15 protein-coding genes are annotated in these 16,533 nt (G+C 62.9%); 6 read left to right on the top strand and 9 right to left on the bottom strand.

Annotation, left to right across the window (positions count from 1 at the left end; translation table 11 throughout):
- Positions 1-30: 30 nt before the first annotated feature.
- Positions 31-612 carry a TetR/AcrR family transcriptional regulator gene (locus tag I6L33_RS10165; protein ID WP_010634758.1) on the bottom strand — a complete coding sequence of 194 codons (582 nt, stop codon included), beginning with the start codon at positions 610-612 and terminating at the stop codon, positions 31-33.
- A gap of 88 nt (positions 613-700) precedes the next feature.
- Positions 701-1,345 (bottom strand): response regulator transcription factor, encoded by a 645-nt coding sequence (locus tag I6L33_RS10170; protein ID WP_095593209.1) that lies wholly within the window; start codon positions 1,343-1,345, stop codon positions 701-703.
- A gap of 158 nt (positions 1,346-1,503) precedes the next feature.
- Here I6L33_RS10170 and I6L33_RS10175 point away from each other — a divergent pair, with 158 nt between their 5' ends.
- Complete coding sequence (locus I6L33_RS10175; protein WP_025202074.1) at positions 1,504-2,130, top strand: glutathione S-transferase; 627 nt, start codon at positions 1,504-1,506, stop codon at positions 2,128-2,130.
- A 106-nt stretch (positions 2,131-2,236) separates the two neighbouring features.
- Here the strand turns inward: I6L33_RS10175 and I6L33_RS10180 are convergent, their stop codons facing one another.
- From I6L33_RS10180 to I6L33_RS10200, 5 genes are all read right to left on the bottom strand, one after another.
- Entirely contained in the window at positions 2,237-4,345 is a 2,109-nt protein-coding gene (locus I6L33_RS10180) for an alpha-amylase (RefSeq protein ID WP_216973998.1), read from the bottom strand.
- 208 nt (positions 4,346-4,553) lie between these two features.
- Complete coding sequence (locus I6L33_RS10185) at positions 4,554-5,717, bottom strand: hypothetical protein (RefSeq protein WP_216973999.1); 1,164 nt, start codon at positions 5,715-5,717, stop codon at positions 4,554-4,556.
- Positions 5,717-6,088, bottom strand: a complete 372-nt coding sequence (locus I6L33_RS10190; RefSeq protein ID WP_005303379.1) for a GtrA family protein — start codon at positions 6,086-6,088, stop codon at positions 5,717-5,719. Before I6L33_RS10190 ends, I6L33_RS10185 begins: the two co-directional genes overlap by 1 nt.
- The gene (locus I6L33_RS10195; RefSeq protein ID WP_124249174.1) at positions 6,085-7,146 is read right to left on the bottom strand and encodes a glycosyltransferase family 2 protein; all 1,062 of its coding nucleotides are present in this window, start codon (positions 7,144-7,146) and stop codon (positions 6,085-6,087) included. Before I6L33_RS10195 ends, I6L33_RS10190 begins: the two co-directional genes overlap by 4 nt.
- Positions 7,147-7,202: 56 nt before the next feature.
- A complete protein-coding gene (locus tag I6L33_RS10200; RefSeq protein ID WP_016349902.1) occupies positions 7,203-7,748 on the bottom strand; it encodes a hypothetical protein in 546 nt (181 codons plus the stop codon).
- Positions 7,749-8,063: 315 nt separating this feature from the next.
- On the opposite strand from I6L33_RS10200, the gene I6L33_RS10205 reads away from it, so the two are divergent.
- From I6L33_RS10205 to I6L33_RS10220, 4 genes are all read left to right on the top strand, one after another.
- Entirely contained in the window at positions 8,064-8,834 is a 771-nt protein-coding gene (locus tag I6L33_RS10205; protein WP_211028932.1) for an ABC transporter substrate-binding protein, read from the top strand.
- Positions 8,835-8,915: 81 nt separating this feature from the next.
- On the top strand, positions 8,916-10,400 hold the full coding sequence (locus tag I6L33_RS10210) for a murein L,D-transpeptidase (RefSeq protein ID WP_005303371.1): 1,485 nt from the start codon (positions 8,916-8,918) through the stop codon (positions 10,398-10,400).
- Between the two features lie 150 nt (positions 10,401-10,550).
- The gene (locus tag I6L33_RS10215; RefSeq protein ID WP_005303369.1) at positions 10,551-11,096 is read left to right on the top strand and encodes a DUF882 domain-containing protein; all 546 of its coding nucleotides are present in this window, start codon (positions 10,551-10,553) and stop codon (positions 11,094-11,096) included.
- A gap of 92 nt (positions 11,097-11,188) precedes the next feature.
- Positions 11,189-11,440: a hypothetical protein gene (locus I6L33_RS10220; RefSeq protein WP_005303367.1), complete on the top strand. Its 252-nt coding sequence runs from the start codon at positions 11,189-11,191 to the stop codon at positions 11,438-11,440.
- 93 nt (positions 11,441-11,533) lie between these two features.
- Here the strand turns inward: I6L33_RS10220 and I6L33_RS10225 are convergent, their stop codons facing one another.
- Both I6L33_RS10225 and cysZ read right to left on the bottom strand, forming a co-directional pair.
- Positions 11,534-12,148 (bottom strand): trimeric intracellular cation channel family protein, encoded by a 615-nt coding sequence (locus tag I6L33_RS10225; protein WP_005303366.1) that lies wholly within the window; start codon positions 12,146-12,148, stop codon positions 11,534-11,536.
- Between the two features lie 134 nt (positions 12,149-12,282).
- On the bottom strand, positions 12,283-13,047 hold the full coding sequence (gene cysZ, locus I6L33_RS10230; RefSeq protein WP_017779872.1) for a sulfate transporter CysZ: 765 nt from the start codon (positions 13,045-13,047) through the stop codon (positions 12,283-12,285).
- Positions 13,048-13,156: 109 nt separating this feature from the next.
- Here cysZ and I6L33_RS10235 point away from each other — a divergent pair, with 109 nt between their 5' ends.
- On the top strand, positions 13,157-16,531 hold the full coding sequence (locus I6L33_RS10235) for an AAA family ATPase (protein WP_017779873.1): 3,375 nt from the start codon (positions 13,157-13,159) through the stop codon (positions 16,529-16,531).
- Positions 16,532-16,533: the final 2 nt, after the last annotated feature.

Consider the following 16,533-nt stretch of genomic DNA (forward strand, 5'->3'; position numbering starts at 1 on the left):
TGTCGGTTTTAAAAAAGAGAGGTCAATCCATCAGCGCCAGCCATCCAGCAGCGTCTCTACTTCGGGCCAGAAGTGGCGGGCCGGATCCTGACACAGGTCGAGGGCATTGAACACCTGATCCGCCAGATAGAGGCCATAGAGGCGGTAGACGGCGCGCCAGGGATCCATGTTGCTGCGCCACTCGCCCTCGCTCTGTCCCTGCACCACCTGGCGGGCCAGGTAGTCGAGCCAGAAGCGCACCAGCTGGCGGGCGGCCTGCTGCACCTCACCCTCCTGGGCCGAGGTCCAGGCGTCGAGGAACATGCAGCGACCGGCGAAACACTGGTTCCAGGCCAGCCAGGCCTGCAGCAGGGCAATCAGCTTCTCTCGCTGGCTGCCGTGCTGTTGCTGGCGCACCGGCTGGATCACCCGCTCCCGGAACACCTCGGCGGCGTACTCCAGCACGGCGATCTGCAGGTTGTCGCGGGACTGGAAGTGGGCAAACAGGCCGCTTTTCGACATCTCGCAGGCGCTGGCAAGGGAGCCGATGGTGAGGCTCTCCAGCCCCTGCTGGCTCGCCTGCTCGAACGCAGTCTGCAAAATGTTGTCGCGGGTCAGCCGGCCCTTGCTCATCGCACTCTCCTTCATTGACCGGGGCAGCATAAAGTACGACCGTGCTATTTGTCGAGTGGCAGATGATGTGCAGGCTTGCTGGGAGGGTTCAGCTCTCCTTGATATCCATCTGCTGCAGGGCTATAACCGCCTGGGTGCGGTTCTTGACACCGAGTTTTCTGAAGATGGCGGTGATGTGGGCCTTGATGGTGGCCTCGGAGACGTTGAGCTCCCAGGCGATCTGCTTGTTGAGGCTGCCGTCGCGCAGCATCACCAGCACCTTGTACTGCTGGGGGGTGAGGCTGGCCAGCTTGCTGGCAAAATCGGTGCCCTCACAGGGTTCAGGGTGGAGCGAGATGCCGGCCGGCACCCAGTTGTCACCCCCGATCACCGTATTGAGGGCGTTGACCAGCTCCTTCATCGGCGCCGATTTGGGGATGAAGCCGAGCGCGCCGAGCCGCAGCACCTGCTGGATGATGGCGGGCTCTTCCGAGGCGGATACCACCACGATGGGCAGGTCGGGATACTGGCCACGCAGGTGGGCGAGACCGGAGAAGCCGTTGGCCCCCGGCATCTTGAGATCGAGCAGCAGCAGGTCGACTTCCGGGTGCTCACCCAGCAGGTGGGCCAGGCTGTCGATGGAGTCCGCTTCCAGCAGCTGGGCATCGTCGATGGCCATGTGCACCGCTTGATAGAGGGCGCCCCGAAACAGGGGGTGGTCATCTGCGATGACGATGGTAAATTGGCTGTCCATTGCTCACATTGTTGCTAACTGATTGTTTTGGAAAATCAAACTAGCACCGCTCCCGGAGAGGGTCAAACCTGCCGGCGCGCAAATGTGAAGCGACCGTCGGATGTCGTGCCATTGGGGCTGATGGGATGGTCATGAACAACCCATGCAGGAGGCAATAGATGGGATCTCTGGTATTGACGGTGGGCACTGGCTCCACCTGGGCGATGCGGGCTGCGCTGGTGCTGGCCATGAGCGGGCTGGAGTGGCAGGAGCAGGTGTTCGATCTGGAAGATGCCAAGGATCTGCAGCGGCTCAAACGGCTGGCCCCCGCCGGCCTGGTGCCCTGGCTCGATCACGAGGGCGTGCGGGTGCACGACTCGCTGGCCATCGCCGAGTACCTGCACGAGCTCTGCCCCGATCGCTGGCTCTACCCCGAAGCGCAAGCCGAGCGGGCGCTGGCCCGCAGCCTCTGCGCCGAGCTGCACGCCGGTTTTAGCCAGATCCGTACCCTGCTGCCCTTCTTCCTCGGCGCCCCGACCCGCAGCGAACCGCCGGTGGAGGCCATCGGCGAGCTGGCCCGGCTGCAGACCATCTGGTCCCAGGCGCGGGGCCCCTTCTATTTTGGCGAGGCGGGGATCCTCGATGCCTTCTATGCGGTGATGGCCTACCGGCTGGCGAGCTACGGCATCCAGCTGCCCGGCCAGGCGGGCGCCTATCAGCAGGCGCTGCTGGCCTGGCCGCTGTGGCAGCAGACCCTGGTCAAGGCGCGTCTGCAGTGGCCGGCGGCCGCCCGTCAGCCGCAGTGAACCCGCGGGCACAACCGTTGTAAACAGTTTGTCTGAACGGCTGGTGTAAACAGAGAGGGGAGCCACTGGCTCCCCTCTCTGTTTGGGTTTGATTCCTTAAGCTGGATTACGGCTGGCGGCCGGCGAACACCACCACCACCTTGTCATCCCCCTTTTCCCGCACGAAGGCATAGGGGCTGTCGGCCAGTTTCTTGTGGCTGCCCGCCGCTACCGCCGGGTGGGCGGCGCGGAACTGGCCGAGCCGCTGCCAGTGCTTGACCAGCTCGGCTTTCTCGCCGCCGGCCAGTTCCTGCCAGTTCATGTCAGAACGCAAGCCTTGATCGAACACGCCGCCATCCTTGGCGAGCCCGCGGCCGGACTCATCGCCGTAGTAGATCTGGATGCCGCCCGGCAGCAGCATGAAGCTGCTGGCGACCCGGCGCTGCAGCGGCACGTCCTGATAGTCGCCGAAGAACAGTTTGGTGTCGTGGGAGCTGATGTAGCTCAGCACGTTGAACTCGGGATCCTGATTGATGCGGCTGGCATAGCCGGCATAGGTGGGCTCGGCGCTGGCCAGGCACTGGGCCTGGGGCAGGGCGAACTCGCGCTGATAATCGAAGTTGATCAGCGAATCGAAGCCATTTTGATACCAGAAATCCTTGGCCACCCCGTGATCCCACACCTCACCCACCATGTAGAAGGGCAGATCGTCGAGCTTCCTGGTCGGGTTGGCGGCTTTCCACTCCTTGAGGGCGGCGGTGCCGGCCTGCTTGAGGCGGGCCCAGACGGCGGGCTCCAGGTGTTTGACGGTGTCGGCTCTGAAGCCGTCGATGCCGAAGCGGCGCACCCAATCGGTGTGCCAGGCAATGAGATAGTCGCTCACGGTGGCGTTGGGCAGTGCCTTGGCCCTGGTGTCCTGTTTGGCCGCCAGCAGCGGCGGCAGCCCCACCGGCTTGGTGGATTCGGTCAGAAAGTCCGGCAGCCCCGCCACCGAGCCGGTGACATCATCTGTGCCGGGCTGCGGGTAGCCGGGCAGGCCGGCCCGCACCCAGTCACCGCTCCACCACTGGTCCCATTTCGGCGACTGGTAATCGATGAACTGGTTGTAGCCATGCCAGTTGAGACCGCCGCTCGGGCGCCACTGGTTCCAGGTGGTCGGTAGTTTGGCTGTGTTTTGGGCCAGATCGGTGAGCCCCAGATCTTGCAGGTCGGCGAGGGTGGCGTAGCCGGCATGGTTCATCACCACGTCGAGGATGATGCGCATGCCGCGCTTGTGGGCCTCGTCCACCAGGGTCTTCAGGCTCTCCTCGTCGCCGTAGTTGGGGTCGATTTTGGTGAAGTCGAGCGCCCAGTAGCCGTGGTAGGCGTAGAAGGGGAAGTTGCCCTGCTCACCACCGCCGATGAAGCCGTGCACCTGCTCCACCATGGGGGTGATCCAGATGGCGTTGATGCCAAGCTGCTTGATGTAGTCGAGCTTGGCGGTCAGCCCCTTGAAGTCGCCGCCATGCCAGGTGGCCACTTCATCCTGCCCGTCCTTTTGGCGACCGAAGCTGTGGTCGTTGGCGGGATCGCCGTTGTTGAAGCGGTCGGTCAGCAGGAAATAGACGCTCGCCTGATCCCAGCTGAAGGGGGCCGCCGTGACTGCCTTGACCGGTTCGAGCAGCAGCAGGCCGCCGCTCTCTTTACTGGGTGTCAGGGTCAGCTTGCCGCCCTTGACCACACCTTGCTGGCCGGAGTAGGCATCCTGCAGTTGGGTGCCGTCGGGCCAGACTCCTTTCAGGGATACGGTCACCGGGCCACCATCCCAGCTGATGCAGGGCTCCGCTGGCGGCTGGCGCTTGAACTCGCTCTTCTTGGTGGCCCGCAGCACCTTGAGGCTGGGGGTATCCGGGTTGAAGGTGAACTCATAATCCCCCGCCAGCATCACCCGCAGGTTGAAGTGCTGCCCCTTGCTGCACTTGTCCATGGGCTGGGCGGTGCCGAAGGGGAGCGGTTTGGCCTCGCTCGGGCCGAAGCTGGTGCCGCAACTGTTGCCCGCGTCGCTGATGCGGATCTGGTGGCTCCCCTTGGTGAGCGGATGGGTCAGCTGCACCGCCCCCTTGTCCAGCGCCAGTGGCGTGCCGACCGGCTGGTCATCCACGTAGAGGCGCACCTCGGCGGCCATGGCCTGATGGAGAAAGAGGGGGCAGGCCAGCAGGGCGAGCCAGAGGGAAGAAACCGAGGGGGTGCGACGCATAAGCCATTCCTTGCTGGGGTTAAGCGGACCAGATTGCCGTCAATGGGGCTCATTCTAGGAGGCATGAGGGCGCGCTTGGACAGGCAAACCGTCGATTTGTGACATCAGTTCAAATGGTTACGTTTTCAAGAGTGGAAAAGTGTGAGCGAGGTGTCGTGCCCATAAAAAAAGCCGGTCGATAGACCGGCTTGTTGCATTGCCACCTTCGTCACACGGTGAAGAACTTGAAGTTGACGAAGGCCACCGCGATGAAGGAGGCCACCATGCCGCTCAGGCAGAGCACGGCCGGGCGAATGGCCGGCCAGCGATGAGTCAACAGCACGATCGCCAGCATGGTCGGATAGAGGCCGAACATGTAGCGCGGTATGGCATTGAGCCCTGTCATCAGCGGAATGGTGCAGCAGATGAACATCAGGGTCGCCTCGGCCCAGCGCTTCTGGCTGAACAGATAGAGGTTCAGCGCCCAGCCGAACATCACCATGATGGAGAGGTAGGATTTGCGCCCGCCCAACTCGAAGCCGCTCAGCCACCAGTCCAGCGGGCTGTCCATGTAACGGCCCCAGGCCACCTGGATGTGCTTGAAGGCCAGCGCGTCACCGGTGAGGTGATAGAGATAGAACATGTAGGCGAACAGGCCGAGCGGGATCATCCAGAGGGTGAACACCACCTTGAAGGCGCGCTCGGTGAAGCGGAAGAACTCGCGCCAGCCGTAGGCCTGCAGCGCCAGGATCAGCACCGGGAACACCATCATCACCCCCAGGTTGCGGGTGGCGGAGATGAAGACGCCGAGCAGGGCCACCATCAGCCACTGCTGGCGATAGGCGAACAGGAACATCCCCAGCATCAGCGCCATGAACATTGACTCGGTATAGCCGGAGACGAAGTAGGCGGAGAAGGGGGAGAAGGCGAGCAGCCAGACGCCGAAGCGGGCGGTATCGTCACCCAGCTTTAGCTGGCGCAGTACCAGCAGCATCAGCGGCAGGCTGGCGAAGAAGGCCAGGTTGGCCACCAGCATCAGGCCGATCAGGCTCTCGACGTTGAGCAGGTTGGAGAGGGTGCCGGAGATCATCGGGTAGAGCGGCATGAAGGCCCAGTTGGCCGCGTTGCCCTTGCTCAGCCAGCGCGGGTAGAGGTCGTAGCCGTTCTCGATGATGCGCTGGAACCAGACACAGTCAAACTGGCAATAGGCCTGCAGCGGGCCTATGTCGGTGGCGCCGTAGAGCTGGACGCCGAAGTAACCCATGCCGTACAGGGCAACCCGGCTCAGCACGAAGGCGGCGATGATCATCAGCCAGTCGCGACCGCTGATGCGAAGTGACGGGCGATAGGGCGCCACCTGGTCGGGGGCAGTGGTGGTAGTCGTGTCATTCATCAGGCAAATACCCAGATCCTGGAGAGGAGGTAGGTGAGCACGGTGACCGTCAGGGTGGCGATCACCACCGGCAACAGACCGGAAAGACCCGCAAACAGCAGACCGCTCAATATCAGGTTACGCACCGCCAGCGAGAAGAGGGCGACCAGCAAGAACTTGCTGGCGGCACCCTGCTTCTGGAAGGTGATGTAACGGTGACCGAAGAAGGAGAACCAGAAGGCGATGGCAAAGGCCAGCGTCGTCACCAGGTGCTCCGAGATGGTGGGCCAGGTGTGAAACAGGGCGATGGAGGTGCCCAGATCGACGAGGGTGGCACCCCCGCCGACAAACCCAAAACGTACCAGCCGCCAGAATTCCTCGCGGGAGATCATTGAGAAGCCTGCTCCTGCTGGTCATCAGCGGCCTTAGCGGCAGCTGTCTTCTTGCCGGCGCTCTTCTTGCTGCCGCTGGCGGCGTCCTGCTTGGGCTCTTCATCCTGCTTGGCATACTGGCCGTAGACCCCTTCGATGAGGTAGACGGGGCGCTGCTTCACTTCCACGAACATGCGGCCGATGTACTCGCCGATGATGCCGAGCGACAGCAGCTGGATGCCGCCGAGGAACAGCACCACCGACATCAGGGAGGCGTAACCCGGCACGTCGATGCCGAAGAAGACCACCTGAGTGACGATCTTGAGGATGTAGAGGAAGGCGACGAAGGAGACACCGACGCCGACGTAGCTCCATACCCGCAGCGGCCAGCTGGAGAAGCTCATCAGGCCGTCGAGGGCGAAGTTCCACAGCTTCCAGTAGTTGAACTTGGTCTCGCCAGCATGGCGGGCGGGGCGCTCGTAGGGCACACCGACGGCGCGGAAACCTGCCCAGGCGAACAGCCCCTTCATGAAGCGGTTGCGCTCTGGCAGCTGCTTGATCGCCTCGACCACCTTGCGGTCGATCAGGCGGAAGTCACCGGCGTTCTCCGGCAGCTTGGTGCTGGTGGAGAGGGCGTTGAAGAAGCGGTAGAAGCCGCCGGCGGTGAGGCGCTTCATCGGAGTGTCGGCGCTGCGATCCACCCGGATGCCGTAGACGGTGTCGTAGTCGCCGGTCTGCCACAGCTTGACGAATTCGAGAATGAGAGAGGGCGGATCCTGCAGGTCCACGTCCATCGGCACCACGGCATCGCCCTTGGCGTGATGCAGGCCGGCGGTCATGGCTGCCTCCTTGCCGAAGTTGCGGGCCAGGTTGACCAGGGTGACGCGCGGGTCGCGGGCGATGGCCTGCTCGACCACCTCACGGGTGCGGTCGCGGCTGCCGTCGTTGACGAATACTATTTCCAGCTGATCCTTGAGCGGCGCCAGTTCGTTATCTATCGCGTTGATGAAGGCATCTATGCTCTCTTCCTCGTTGTAAACGGGAACGATCAGAGAGAGTCGAAAATCGGCATGCGACATGAAAACTTCCTTATTTGGAAAATTATTTTATAAAACAGCGTATTGGAGAATACGTCTTACTGGGCGACGGTCAAGCGCACCGACTGGACATTGAGCGGTGTCGGGGCGGAGAGCGCCAGAAAGTTGGGACGCTTGGGATCCGAGGTCAGCGACTCGCCCGGCAGGCTGAGACGGATCTCGTTGATGCCGGCCTTGGCCAGCTTGACGGTGGTGGTGAAATCGTGACCCAGCGCCACCTTGAGCAGGGCGCCGGCCTGCGGGCTGTTGACCCGGGCCTGGATGGTCAGCTGTTCCGGTTGTGCCTGCTGTTTGGGCAGCACGAAATAGAGGCCGCCCTGGCCGCTCAGTTCGGTGCCATCCGCGCTCGGTTTCTTGGCCCAGCCTTCGCTGGAGAGGAAGCGGCTCGGCTTGGTCAGATTGAGCTCGTTGCCGGGCTGGTAGGTCATGCTGGAGTTGTGCTCCCAGAAGCGGGTCTTGCCTTCCAGGTAATAGAGCTTGTAGGCCAGGCTCACGTTGGGGTGGGCGGCCAGATAGAGGGTGTAGAGATAGAAACCACTCAGCGCCATGATGGCGGTCAGAAAACCAAACTTTTTGTACGTCATATCACTCTCTGCGCCTCACGGTTTGTAGGCTGATTTCGCGCATATGCTAATCCAATTGCAAAAAAAGCATAGTGGATCACAAAAATATATTTGGTCACATATTAACCCCTTTCTGATTGGTGTTCCAAATGTTGCTTCCCTCTCTTTTTAACTAGTCCCCAGGCCCTGTTGTGGCGGGCCGGCCGGGCCCCTTTTCTGCTCGGGCGATGCCGCTTTTTCGGTGCCCCGATCATGGTCTGCATCCCTGTGGCAGGATCTGTCGCCATTTTGCCGAGGCCGATTTATGATGAGCTGATACGCCGTCAAGGATGACCCATGAAGCTGAAACTCTGCTGCTGGATGCTCTGGTTGCTGACACCGCTGGTATCGGCAAATGCGCTGTGCCCTGTTCCCTTGCGGATCGGTTATGACAACTGGCCGCCCTATCACTATTACCTCGAGTCCGCGGCCGGCAAGAAAGAGCTGCAGGGCTTTGCCATCGAGGCGCTCAACGCCATGCTCAAACGGCTGGATTGCAAGGCCAGCTACGTGGAGATGCCCTGGAAACGGGTGTTGCACGGCCTGGAGTTGGGGGTAGTCGACATCGCCATGGAGGCCTACTTCAACGAGGATCGTGCCCGTTATGCCTGGTTTTCCGATGCCTACAATCCGGGCCGCAGCGTGCTCTGGATCCGCAAGTCAGACGCCTATGCCGACACCGATCTGGCGAGCTGGCTGGCCAATGGGCATACTCTGGGGATCACCAAGGACTACTACTACGGCGCAGAAATCAGCGAGCTGCTGCGCCGTTATGCCGCCCAGGTGAGCGTGGTCAACGACGAGCAGAACTACGGCAAGCTGGTGTTGGGTCGCATCGACGGTTTTCTCGGCGATGTGCTGGCCACCCCCTGGGGCTTGAAGAAGGAGGGGCTGAGCGATCTGATCGTCCCCCATGCCATGGCCGTATATGAAGCACCGACCTTTTTCATGTTCAGCAAGAAACGGCTGTCCCCCGAATTCGTGCGGGAGTTCAATCGCGAACTGGCCAAATTTAAAGCAACAAATGAGTATGACATTATCTGGCGGCGCTATGCGCCCGCCGGCTAGCAAAGTCGCGGGCATTCACGCATGATGAGCGCCTTGACCGCCGGGTCTGACGGATTGAAGTGAACCAATCTTGAGGTAAGCATGGGGAAGAAGTATTGGCTGGCATTGGCAAACCTGATCTGGCTGGGCTGCTGGCCAGCTGCCATGGCACAGGCCAGCGAAGGCCAGGTGGTGGTGAGCAATGCGGCGGAGCAGCACGACTGGTATCAGAACCGGACGGCGGAGCAGGCCAGGCAAGAGCTGGAGCAGCAACTGCAGGAGGCCGTGCTGGCCCAGCTGCACCCGGATTTCTATACGCTCTGGAAGAAGCTGCAGGCCAAGCCGGCAGATCAGCGTGGCGCCCTCTATGACGAGGCGTTTGGCAAGCTGGCCCGGTTCCAGCAGGCCTGGCGCGCCATGGATCTGGTCTCCCGCGAGCAGATGCAGACCCTCAAACTCAATCTGAACAAGCCGCTGGCTCACGAGCCGGCCGGCGACAACCTGCTGGAACAGGTCAAGCAGCTCAGACCCCAGGTCGCGGAATACGAGGCGGTGCGCGAGGAAGTGCGCAAGCTGCTGGCGCTGCCCATGGCCAAGAAGTGGCCGACCCTGACCATGCCAACCCTGCGAGCCGGCGAGGTTTCCCCGGAGCTGGGCCAGATCCGCTCCATCCTCAACGAGCTGGGCGACACGGCCCCGCGCCATGACGACGCAACCTACGACGACGACACCCTGCAGGCGGTCAAGCAGTTCCAGCGCCGCCACGGCCTGACCGCCGACGGCATCATAGGCCGGCAGACCCGCAGCTGGCTCAACACCGGGCCCGAGGTGCGCGCCAGTCTGCTGCTGCGCAACCTGTGGCGACGTGACCTGGTGGATCAGCTCTCCGGTGCCCGCTACGTGCTGGTCAACATCCCCGACTATCGGCTGAGCGTGGTGGAGTCCGGCAACGAGGTGTTTACCAGCCGGGTGATCGTCGGCAAGGAGCAGCGAGCTACCCCGATCCTCGCCAGCGAGATCCGCTCCATCGTGCTCAACCCGGCCTGGCACGTGCCGCGCTCCATCCTGAGCAAGGACATTCTGCCCAAGCTGGGGCGTGACCCCGCCTACCTCAATCGCGAGCAGTTCGAGGTGATCGACGGCGAAGGCAATCCGGTGCAGTTCACCGAAGAGGGCTGGCAGCAGGCATTGGCGTCCGGTTTCCCCTATCGTCTGCGGCAAAAGCCGGGCGATCACAATGCACTGGGTCGCTACAAGTTCTATCTGCCCAACAACGAGGCGATCTACCTGCACTCGACTCCGCGCAAGGCGCTGTTCGAGCAGGGCGCGCGCGCCTTCAGTTCGGGTTGCATCCGGGTGGAGCACGCCGACGATCTGGCCGAGTTGCTGCTGGCGGACTCCCGCTACCAGCCCGACAAGGTGGCCAGCATCCTGAAAGAGAGCCAGACCAAGTGGCTGCCGCTGACCACTCCGATCCCGGTGTTCACCGTCTACTGGAGCAGCTGGATCGACGAGGAGGGGCGTCAGCAACTGCGCAACGACATCTATGGATTTGATCGAGTCAGCTACCAGAGTCGCCTGCTGTGATCCTCGCCACAGAGTGAAAAGCCCGGCCTGCGCCGGGCTTTTTCATGGCCCCTTGCGGTTTGACAGCGGCCGGCTCGGCGGGTAGTTTCAAGCGCCTGTATCAAATTCATTCAACGGTTTCACCTCAACATTGCGATGGACGGACAAGGGATGCTTGATCAAGAGATAAGCCGACGTCGCCTGCTGCTGGGTGCCGGTTGCCTGCTGGGGGGCTCGCTGTTGTCCTTCCCCGCCATGGCGAGCCGCAGTACGGCGGGACGTGAACTCAGCTTCTTCAATCTCAATACCGGCGAGCGGGTGCGCACCAGCTACTGGGAAGATGGCCGCTATCTGAAAGACGGGCTGGCCGAGCTCAACCACATCTTTCGCGACTACCGTCGCAACGAAGTGTTCAACATCGACAGGAAGCTGTTCGACCAGCTCTACCTGCTGCAGCACAAGCTGGGTCGCCACGGCGAAATCCAGCTCATCTCGGGCTATCGCTCCCCCGTGACCAATCGCCAGAAGCGCAGTCGCAGCCGCGGGGTAGCCAAGCACAGCTACCACACCCTGGGGCAGGCGGTGGACGTGCGGATCCCCGGGGTACAGCTGGCGCACCTGCGCAAGGCGGCGCTCCATCTCAAGGTGGGCGGCGTCGGTTACTACCCGAGCGACAACTTCGTGCATCTCGACACCGGGCCCGTGCGCAGCTGGTAACGGCGGTTTGCTGGCCGCATCGGCCCGGCGGGTGACTGGTCAGCGGGGTGGTCGAGCTGGTAGGCTCTGGACACCATGCAGAGGAGAACCAGATGAAACATATTTTGCTTGGCGGGCTGATTGCCCTGCTGCTGACCGGCTGTGGCAAGCTCAACCGCGAAAACTACGACAAGCTCAAGATGGGGATCAGCTACGCCGAGGCGAGCAGCATCCTCGGCAAGGCCGAGCGTTGTGACGATGCGCTGGGCACTACCAGCTGCATCTGGGGCGACGAGGGCAAGAACATCAAGATCCGTTTCATCGCCGACAAGGCGACCTTCTTCAGCTCGGAAGGGATCAACTGAGGTAGTTGCAGCCCCCCTGCCCAACAAAAAAGCGCCTGACCGGCGCTTTTTTGTTGGCTGTGATCCGTACCGGCTCGCCAGAAGCTGGCGCGCTCAGTGCGCGGCGTACTGATAGTGAAAGGTGGGCAGCCCCCACTTGAAGCGAACCGCCAGCAGGCGCAGCACGAAGCCGATGCCGATGGCACCGAAGGCGGCCCAGTCGTTGGGCAGGCCCTGATCCAGCGCCAGGCAGTAGAGGGCGGCGGTCACCAGCGAGATGGCGGCATAGAGCTCGCGGCGAAACACCAGCGGAATGCGCTGGCAGAGCAGATCCCTGAGCACGCCGCCGAAGGCCCCCGTCACCACCGCCATGATGCAGGCGATGCCGGCGCCGTGACCCATTTCCAGCGCCCTGGCCGCACCGAAGATGGAGAAGACCACCAGCCCCAGGGCATCGAGCGCCATGAACAGCTTGCCGAGATAGCGCATCAGCGGTGCCGAGATGACGCCGGCCATGGCCGCGCCGGCGACCAGCAGCACATACTCCGGGTGTTCGACCCAGAGCAGGGGGTAATGGCCCAGCAGCACATCGCGGATGGTGCCGCCTCCGATGGCCGTCGCCGAGGCGATGATCACCACGCCGAACAAATCCATCCGTCGCCGGCCCGCGGCCAGCGCGCCTGTCATCCCTTCGGCCACCAGGCCCAGCAAGAAGAGTGCATGTAACATGAGATATCCCAGGGTGCGAGAAAGGCCCGCATCCTAACAATCTAGCGCTGGCTGGACAAGCAAACTCATATATGCATTAGATTAAGTAATGAAAAGGGGGCTTTCGCCCCCATTTTTCATCATGCTTGTCCGGGTCAGCGCTTGAGCTGTTCGCTGCGGTAGTGATCGACCCACATGGCGGTGGCGCCGCAGATGGCGACCGGCATCACGAACAGGTTCACCACCGGGATGGCGGAGAAGAGGGTGACCAGGGCGCCGAAGCTCAGGCACTTGCCGCGGCGCTGCTTGAGGGCATCGCGCATGGTGATGAAGTCGATCTTGTGATTGTCGAACGGATAGTCGACATACTGGATTGCCATCATCCAGGCGCTGAACAAGAACCAGAGCACAGGCGCCAGGGTCTGGCCCACCACCGGAATGAGGAACAGGATCAGGCAGCCGATGGCCTTGGGCAGGTAGTATTTGAGCTTGATCCACTCGCGGCCGAAGGTGCGTGGCACATCCTTGACGATGTCCAGCATGCCGGTGTCGTTGGCGGCCTCGCCAGTGAGCGCCTGCTCCACCTTCTCCGCCAGCAGGCCGTTGAAGGGGGCGGCTATCCAGTTGGCCACCGAGCTGAACAGGAAGGAGAAGACCACCAGTATGGTAATGAGGGCGATGGGCCAGAGCAGGTAGTCCAGCCAGTCGAGCCAGCTCGGGATCTGCTGGTGCAGCCAGGCGAACAGGCCATCCAGCTGCAGCAGCAGGGCGTAGAAGGCCCCGGCAAACAGCACGAAGTTGACCAGCAGGGGGATCAGCACGAAGGTGCGGATGCCGGGCTGGCGAATGAGGGAGAAGCCGCGCAGAAAGTAGTCTGCACCGCTGATCGAGTCTTTTACCATACGGGGGGAGTGGCTCATCGGAGCTCCATCTGTTCATGGGAAACTGCCAGCATATTACAAACAAGCTTTTGATTTGGTAAAGTCGCCTGCCCGCCTCCTCTTTATTTCGTTACCGACATAGGCCGCCATGCGTCTGAAATTGATCAAACTCGCCGGCTTCAAGTCGTTTGTCGAGCCGACCCGCATCGAACTCAACGCCGACATGACTGCCGTGGTGGGGCCCAATGGCTGCGGCAAATCCAACGTCATCGACGCTGTGCGCTGGGTGCTGGGGGAGAGCTCCGCCCGCCATCTGCGTGGCGAGAACATGACCGACGTCATCTTCAACGGCTCCATCAACCGCAGCGCCCACGGCCGCGCCTCGGTGGAGCTGGTGTTCGATAACCCCCACAACCGGGTACCCGGTGAGTTCGGCCGCTTTACCGAGATCTCGGTGCGCCGCGAAGTGCTGCGCGACGGCTCCAACCACTACCAGATCAATGGCCAGAAGTGCCGCCGCAAGGACGTGACCGACCTCTTCCTCGGCACCGGCCTCGGGCCGCGCAGCTACGCCATCATAGAGCAGGGCACCGTCAGCAGGCTGGTGGAGTCCCGCCCCGCCGATCTCAAGCTGTTCATGGAAGAGGCTGCCGGGGTCTCCCGCTACAAGGAGCGGCGCCGGGAGACCGAACAGCGCATCCGCCATACCCAGGAGAACCTGGAGCGCCTCGGCGACATTCGCGGCGAACTGGGGTCGCGCCTCGACCATCTTAAGGCCCAGGCTGAGACCGCCGAGCGCTACAAGCAGCTCAAGAGCCGCAGTCGCGCTGCTCGCGCCGAGCTGATCGGCTCGGAATTGTGGGCGCTGGAGACGCGTCTGGGCGAGGCCAAGACCGAACTGGCCCAGACCGAGCAGGCGCTGGCGGCCCTCGATGCCAAGCGCACCACTGATGAGGGGCGCCACGTCACCCTGTCGGTCGCCCGCCAGGAGGCGCAGGCCGAGCAGGCCAGCCGTCAGCAACAGATTTTTCTCGGCGGCCAGGCCATCGCCCGCCTCGAGCAGCAGCAACTGCACCAAACCGAACTCGGTCGAGACTGGCAGGCAAGGCGGCAGGCCCTCGGTGAGCGCATCGAGGGGCTCAAGACCCAGCTGGCCGGCCAACTGGAACAACTGGGCGAAAGCACTCTGCAGGGGGAGGTGGCGTCGGCGCGCCTCGAGCAGTGTGAGCAGTTGCTTACCGACCAGCAGAGTGTGCGCACGGCGGCGGGCGAGCGGCTCGAGCAGGCGCGCCAGCGCCAGCAGCAGTGGCAGCAGCAGCTTGGCCAGTTGCAGGGGCGGCTCAACCAGACCCGCGCCGAGGTGAACGGCCTGCAGGAGCTGCAGGCCAAGACCCGGCTGGCCCGTCTCAAGCTGGAAGATGAACAGGCCGGGCCCCTCGGCGGGGAGGGGGAGAACCTGCAACCGGCGCTCGATGCGCTGGCGGCGACGCTCTCGCTCTCCCGCGCCCGCCATGAAGAAGCCGAAGCGGCGTGGCAGGCCGGCGTGGCCCGTCATGAAGAGCTCAAGGCAGAGCAGGGGCGCCAGCAGGGTTTGCTGCGCGAGCTGGAGGCTCGCCTCGCCACTCTGGATCAGATCCTGGGGGAGCAGATGGCGGGCGCCACCCTGGCGGATCGGCTGCAGGTCCCCCCCGAGTGGGCCCGGGGGCTGGACAAGGTGCTCGGTCGCTGGTTAACCGCCACCCCGGCGGACGAGTGCAATCTGGCGCAATCCGGGCTCTGGATTGGTCCGGCCCGACCGGCGGTTGCCGGCACCCTGGCGGCGCAACTGGGCGGTGAGCACATACCCGCCTTCCTCAACGCTATCTGGCTGGCAGAGAGCCGGGAGGAGGCGCAGGCCCGCCTGCACAGCCTCTCTGCCGGTGAGTCGCTGCTCACTCCTGCCGGTGATTGGTTCGGCCCCAACTGGGCGGATCTGGGGGAGGGCATGGCCCTCGGCACCCTGGCGCTGCTCGGCGAACGTGAGCGGTTGCACAGCGAGCTGGTCGCGGGCCGGGAGGCGCTGCGCCGGCTCGATGAACAGTTTGCCGCTGCCGATGCGGCGCGGGCCCAGCTGCACAGCGCCCATGAACTGGCCCAGCGCACCCTGCGCGAGCAGGAGCAGCAGTGGCAGCAACTGCGCGAGGCCTGGAGCCTGCGCGAAGGGCAGCGCCAGGCGCGGTTGCAGCGCCTCGGCCAGCTGGGAGAGGAGTTGATCCGGCTGGATAAGGAGCAGGCTGAGGAGGCGCAGCGGCTAGTGTCGGCCGGGGAGCGGCTTGAGCAGGATGAAGCGGCCCTCGGCGAGCTGCAGGAGCAGGGGGAGCTGCTTGCCGAGGCGCTGCTGCTCGCCCAGGAGCAGGCGAGCACGGCGGATCGCGCTGTGGAAGAGGCCCGCCTGCGTCGTGAGCAGCAGCAAGCCGCCTGCCAGCGGCTGCAACTGGAGCAGCAGAACCAGCGCCAGCTCATCACCCTGCGCGAGCAGGAGCTGGCCCGCCTCGGGCTGGAGCTGGCCGAACTCAAGGAGCCGGGGGCCACTTCGAGTCAGGATCTGTCGCCCCTGCTGGCCGAGCAGCGCAGCCTCGAGGCGCAGCAACTTGCCTGTCATCAGCGGCTTGCAGAATTGGAGCGCCAGTTGACCGAGCTGGAGCAGGCCAGAAGCGCCGATCACAAGCAGCTGGTGCAGATACAGGAGAAGCTGGCGACCCTGCGGCTCGAGCGCGAACGCAACCTCACCCGCCGACAGGGGCTGCACGAGCAGTTCGAAGAGCTGGGGGTACGGCTGGTGGATCTCGATCAGGCGGTGCTGATAGCGGCTGATCGCGGCAAGCTGCGCCAGGAGATCCAGACCCTGGAGGCGCAGGTGGAGGCGCTTGGCGCCATCAACCTGGCGGCGCTGGAGGAGTATGAAGAGGCGAAGACCCGCGCAAGCTACCTGGAAAACCAGTGCCAGGATCTGGAGCAGGCGCTGGAAACCTTGAGCCAAGCCATTAAAAGAATTGATAAAGAGACACAAATACGCTTCCGTGACACTTTCGATAAGGTCAACGAAGATTTAAAATCCCTGTTTCCAAAAGTGTTCGGTGGGGGCAGTGCCTGGCTTGAGCTCACCTCCGATGATCTTTTGGAGGCCGGAGTGAGCATCATGGCGAGACCTCCGGGTAAGAAGAATGCTACCATTGCCCTGCTTTCCGGGGGGGAGAAGGCGTTAACCGCTCTTGCGCTGGTTTTTGCCATCTTCAGACTCAATCCGGCACCTTTCTGTCTGCTGGATGAGGTGGATGCACCGCTCGATGAAGTGAACGTCGGTCGCTTCTGTTCTCTTGTCAAAGAGATGTCGAGCACAGTACAGTTCGTTTACATCAGTCATAATAAGGTCTCCATGGAGATGGCTGAGCAGCTGGTTGGCGTCACGATGCAAGAGCCCGGGGTTTCGCGCATAGTGTCGGTCGATATCGGTGAAGCCGTCGCTTTGGCTGAGCAAAACTAGAA

Source organism: Aeromonas sp. FDAARGOS 1403, from assembly GCF_019047325.1.
Classification (GTDB): domain Bacteria; phylum Pseudomonadota; class Gammaproteobacteria; order Enterobacterales; family Aeromonadaceae; genus Aeromonas; species Aeromonas dhakensis.

Coding starts and splice junctions, on each gene's coding strand:
- I6L33_RS10165 (WP_010634758.1), bottom strand. CDS start 612: ATGAGCAAGGGCCGGCTGACCCGCGACAACATTTTGCAGACTGCGTTC.
- I6L33_RS10170 (WP_095593209.1), bottom strand. CDS start 1,345: ATGGACAGCCAATTTACCATCGTCATCGCAGATGACCACCCCCTGTTT.
- I6L33_RS10175 (WP_025202074.1), top strand. CDS start 1,504: ATGGGATCTCTGGTATTGACGGTGGGCACTGGCTCCACCTGGGCGATG.
- I6L33_RS10180 (WP_216973998.1), bottom strand. CDS start 4,345: ATGCGTCGCACCCCCTCGGTTTCTTCCCTCTGGCTCGCCCTGCTGGCC.
- I6L33_RS10185 (WP_216973999.1), bottom strand. CDS start 5,717: ATGAATGACACGACTACCACCACTGCCCCCGACCAGGTGGCGCCCTAT.
- I6L33_RS10190 (WP_005303379.1), bottom strand. CDS start 6,088: ATGATCTCCCGCGAGGAATTCTGGCGGCTGGTACGTTTTGGGTTTGTC.
- I6L33_RS10195 (WP_124249174.1), bottom strand. CDS start 7,146: ATGTCGCATGCCGATTTTCGACTCTCTCTGATCGTTCCCGTTTACAAC.
- I6L33_RS10200 (WP_016349902.1), bottom strand. CDS start 7,748: ATGACGTACAAAAAGTTTGGTTTTCTGACCGCCATCATGGCGCTGAGT.
- I6L33_RS10205 (WP_211028932.1), top strand. CDS start 8,064: ATGAAGCTGAAACTCTGCTGCTGGATGCTCTGGTTGCTGACACCGCTG.
- I6L33_RS10210 (WP_005303371.1), top strand. CDS start 8,916: ATGGGGAAGAAGTATTGGCTGGCATTGGCAAACCTGATCTGGCTGGGC.
- I6L33_RS10215 (WP_005303369.1), top strand. CDS start 10,551: ATGCTTGATCAAGAGATAAGCCGACGTCGCCTGCTGCTGGGTGCCGGT.
- I6L33_RS10220 (WP_005303367.1), top strand. CDS start 11,189: ATGAAACATATTTTGCTTGGCGGGCTGATTGCCCTGCTGCTGACCGGC.
- I6L33_RS10225 (WP_005303366.1), bottom strand. CDS start 12,148: ATGTTACATGCACTCTTCTTGCTGGGCCTGGTGGCCGAAGGGATGACA.
- cysZ (WP_017779872.1), bottom strand. CDS start 13,047: ATGAGCCACTCCCCCCGTATGGTAAAAGACTCGATCAGCGGTGCAGAC.
- I6L33_RS10235 (WP_017779873.1), top strand. CDS start 13,157: ATGCGTCTGAAATTGATCAAACTCGCCGGCTTCAAGTCGTTTGTCGAG.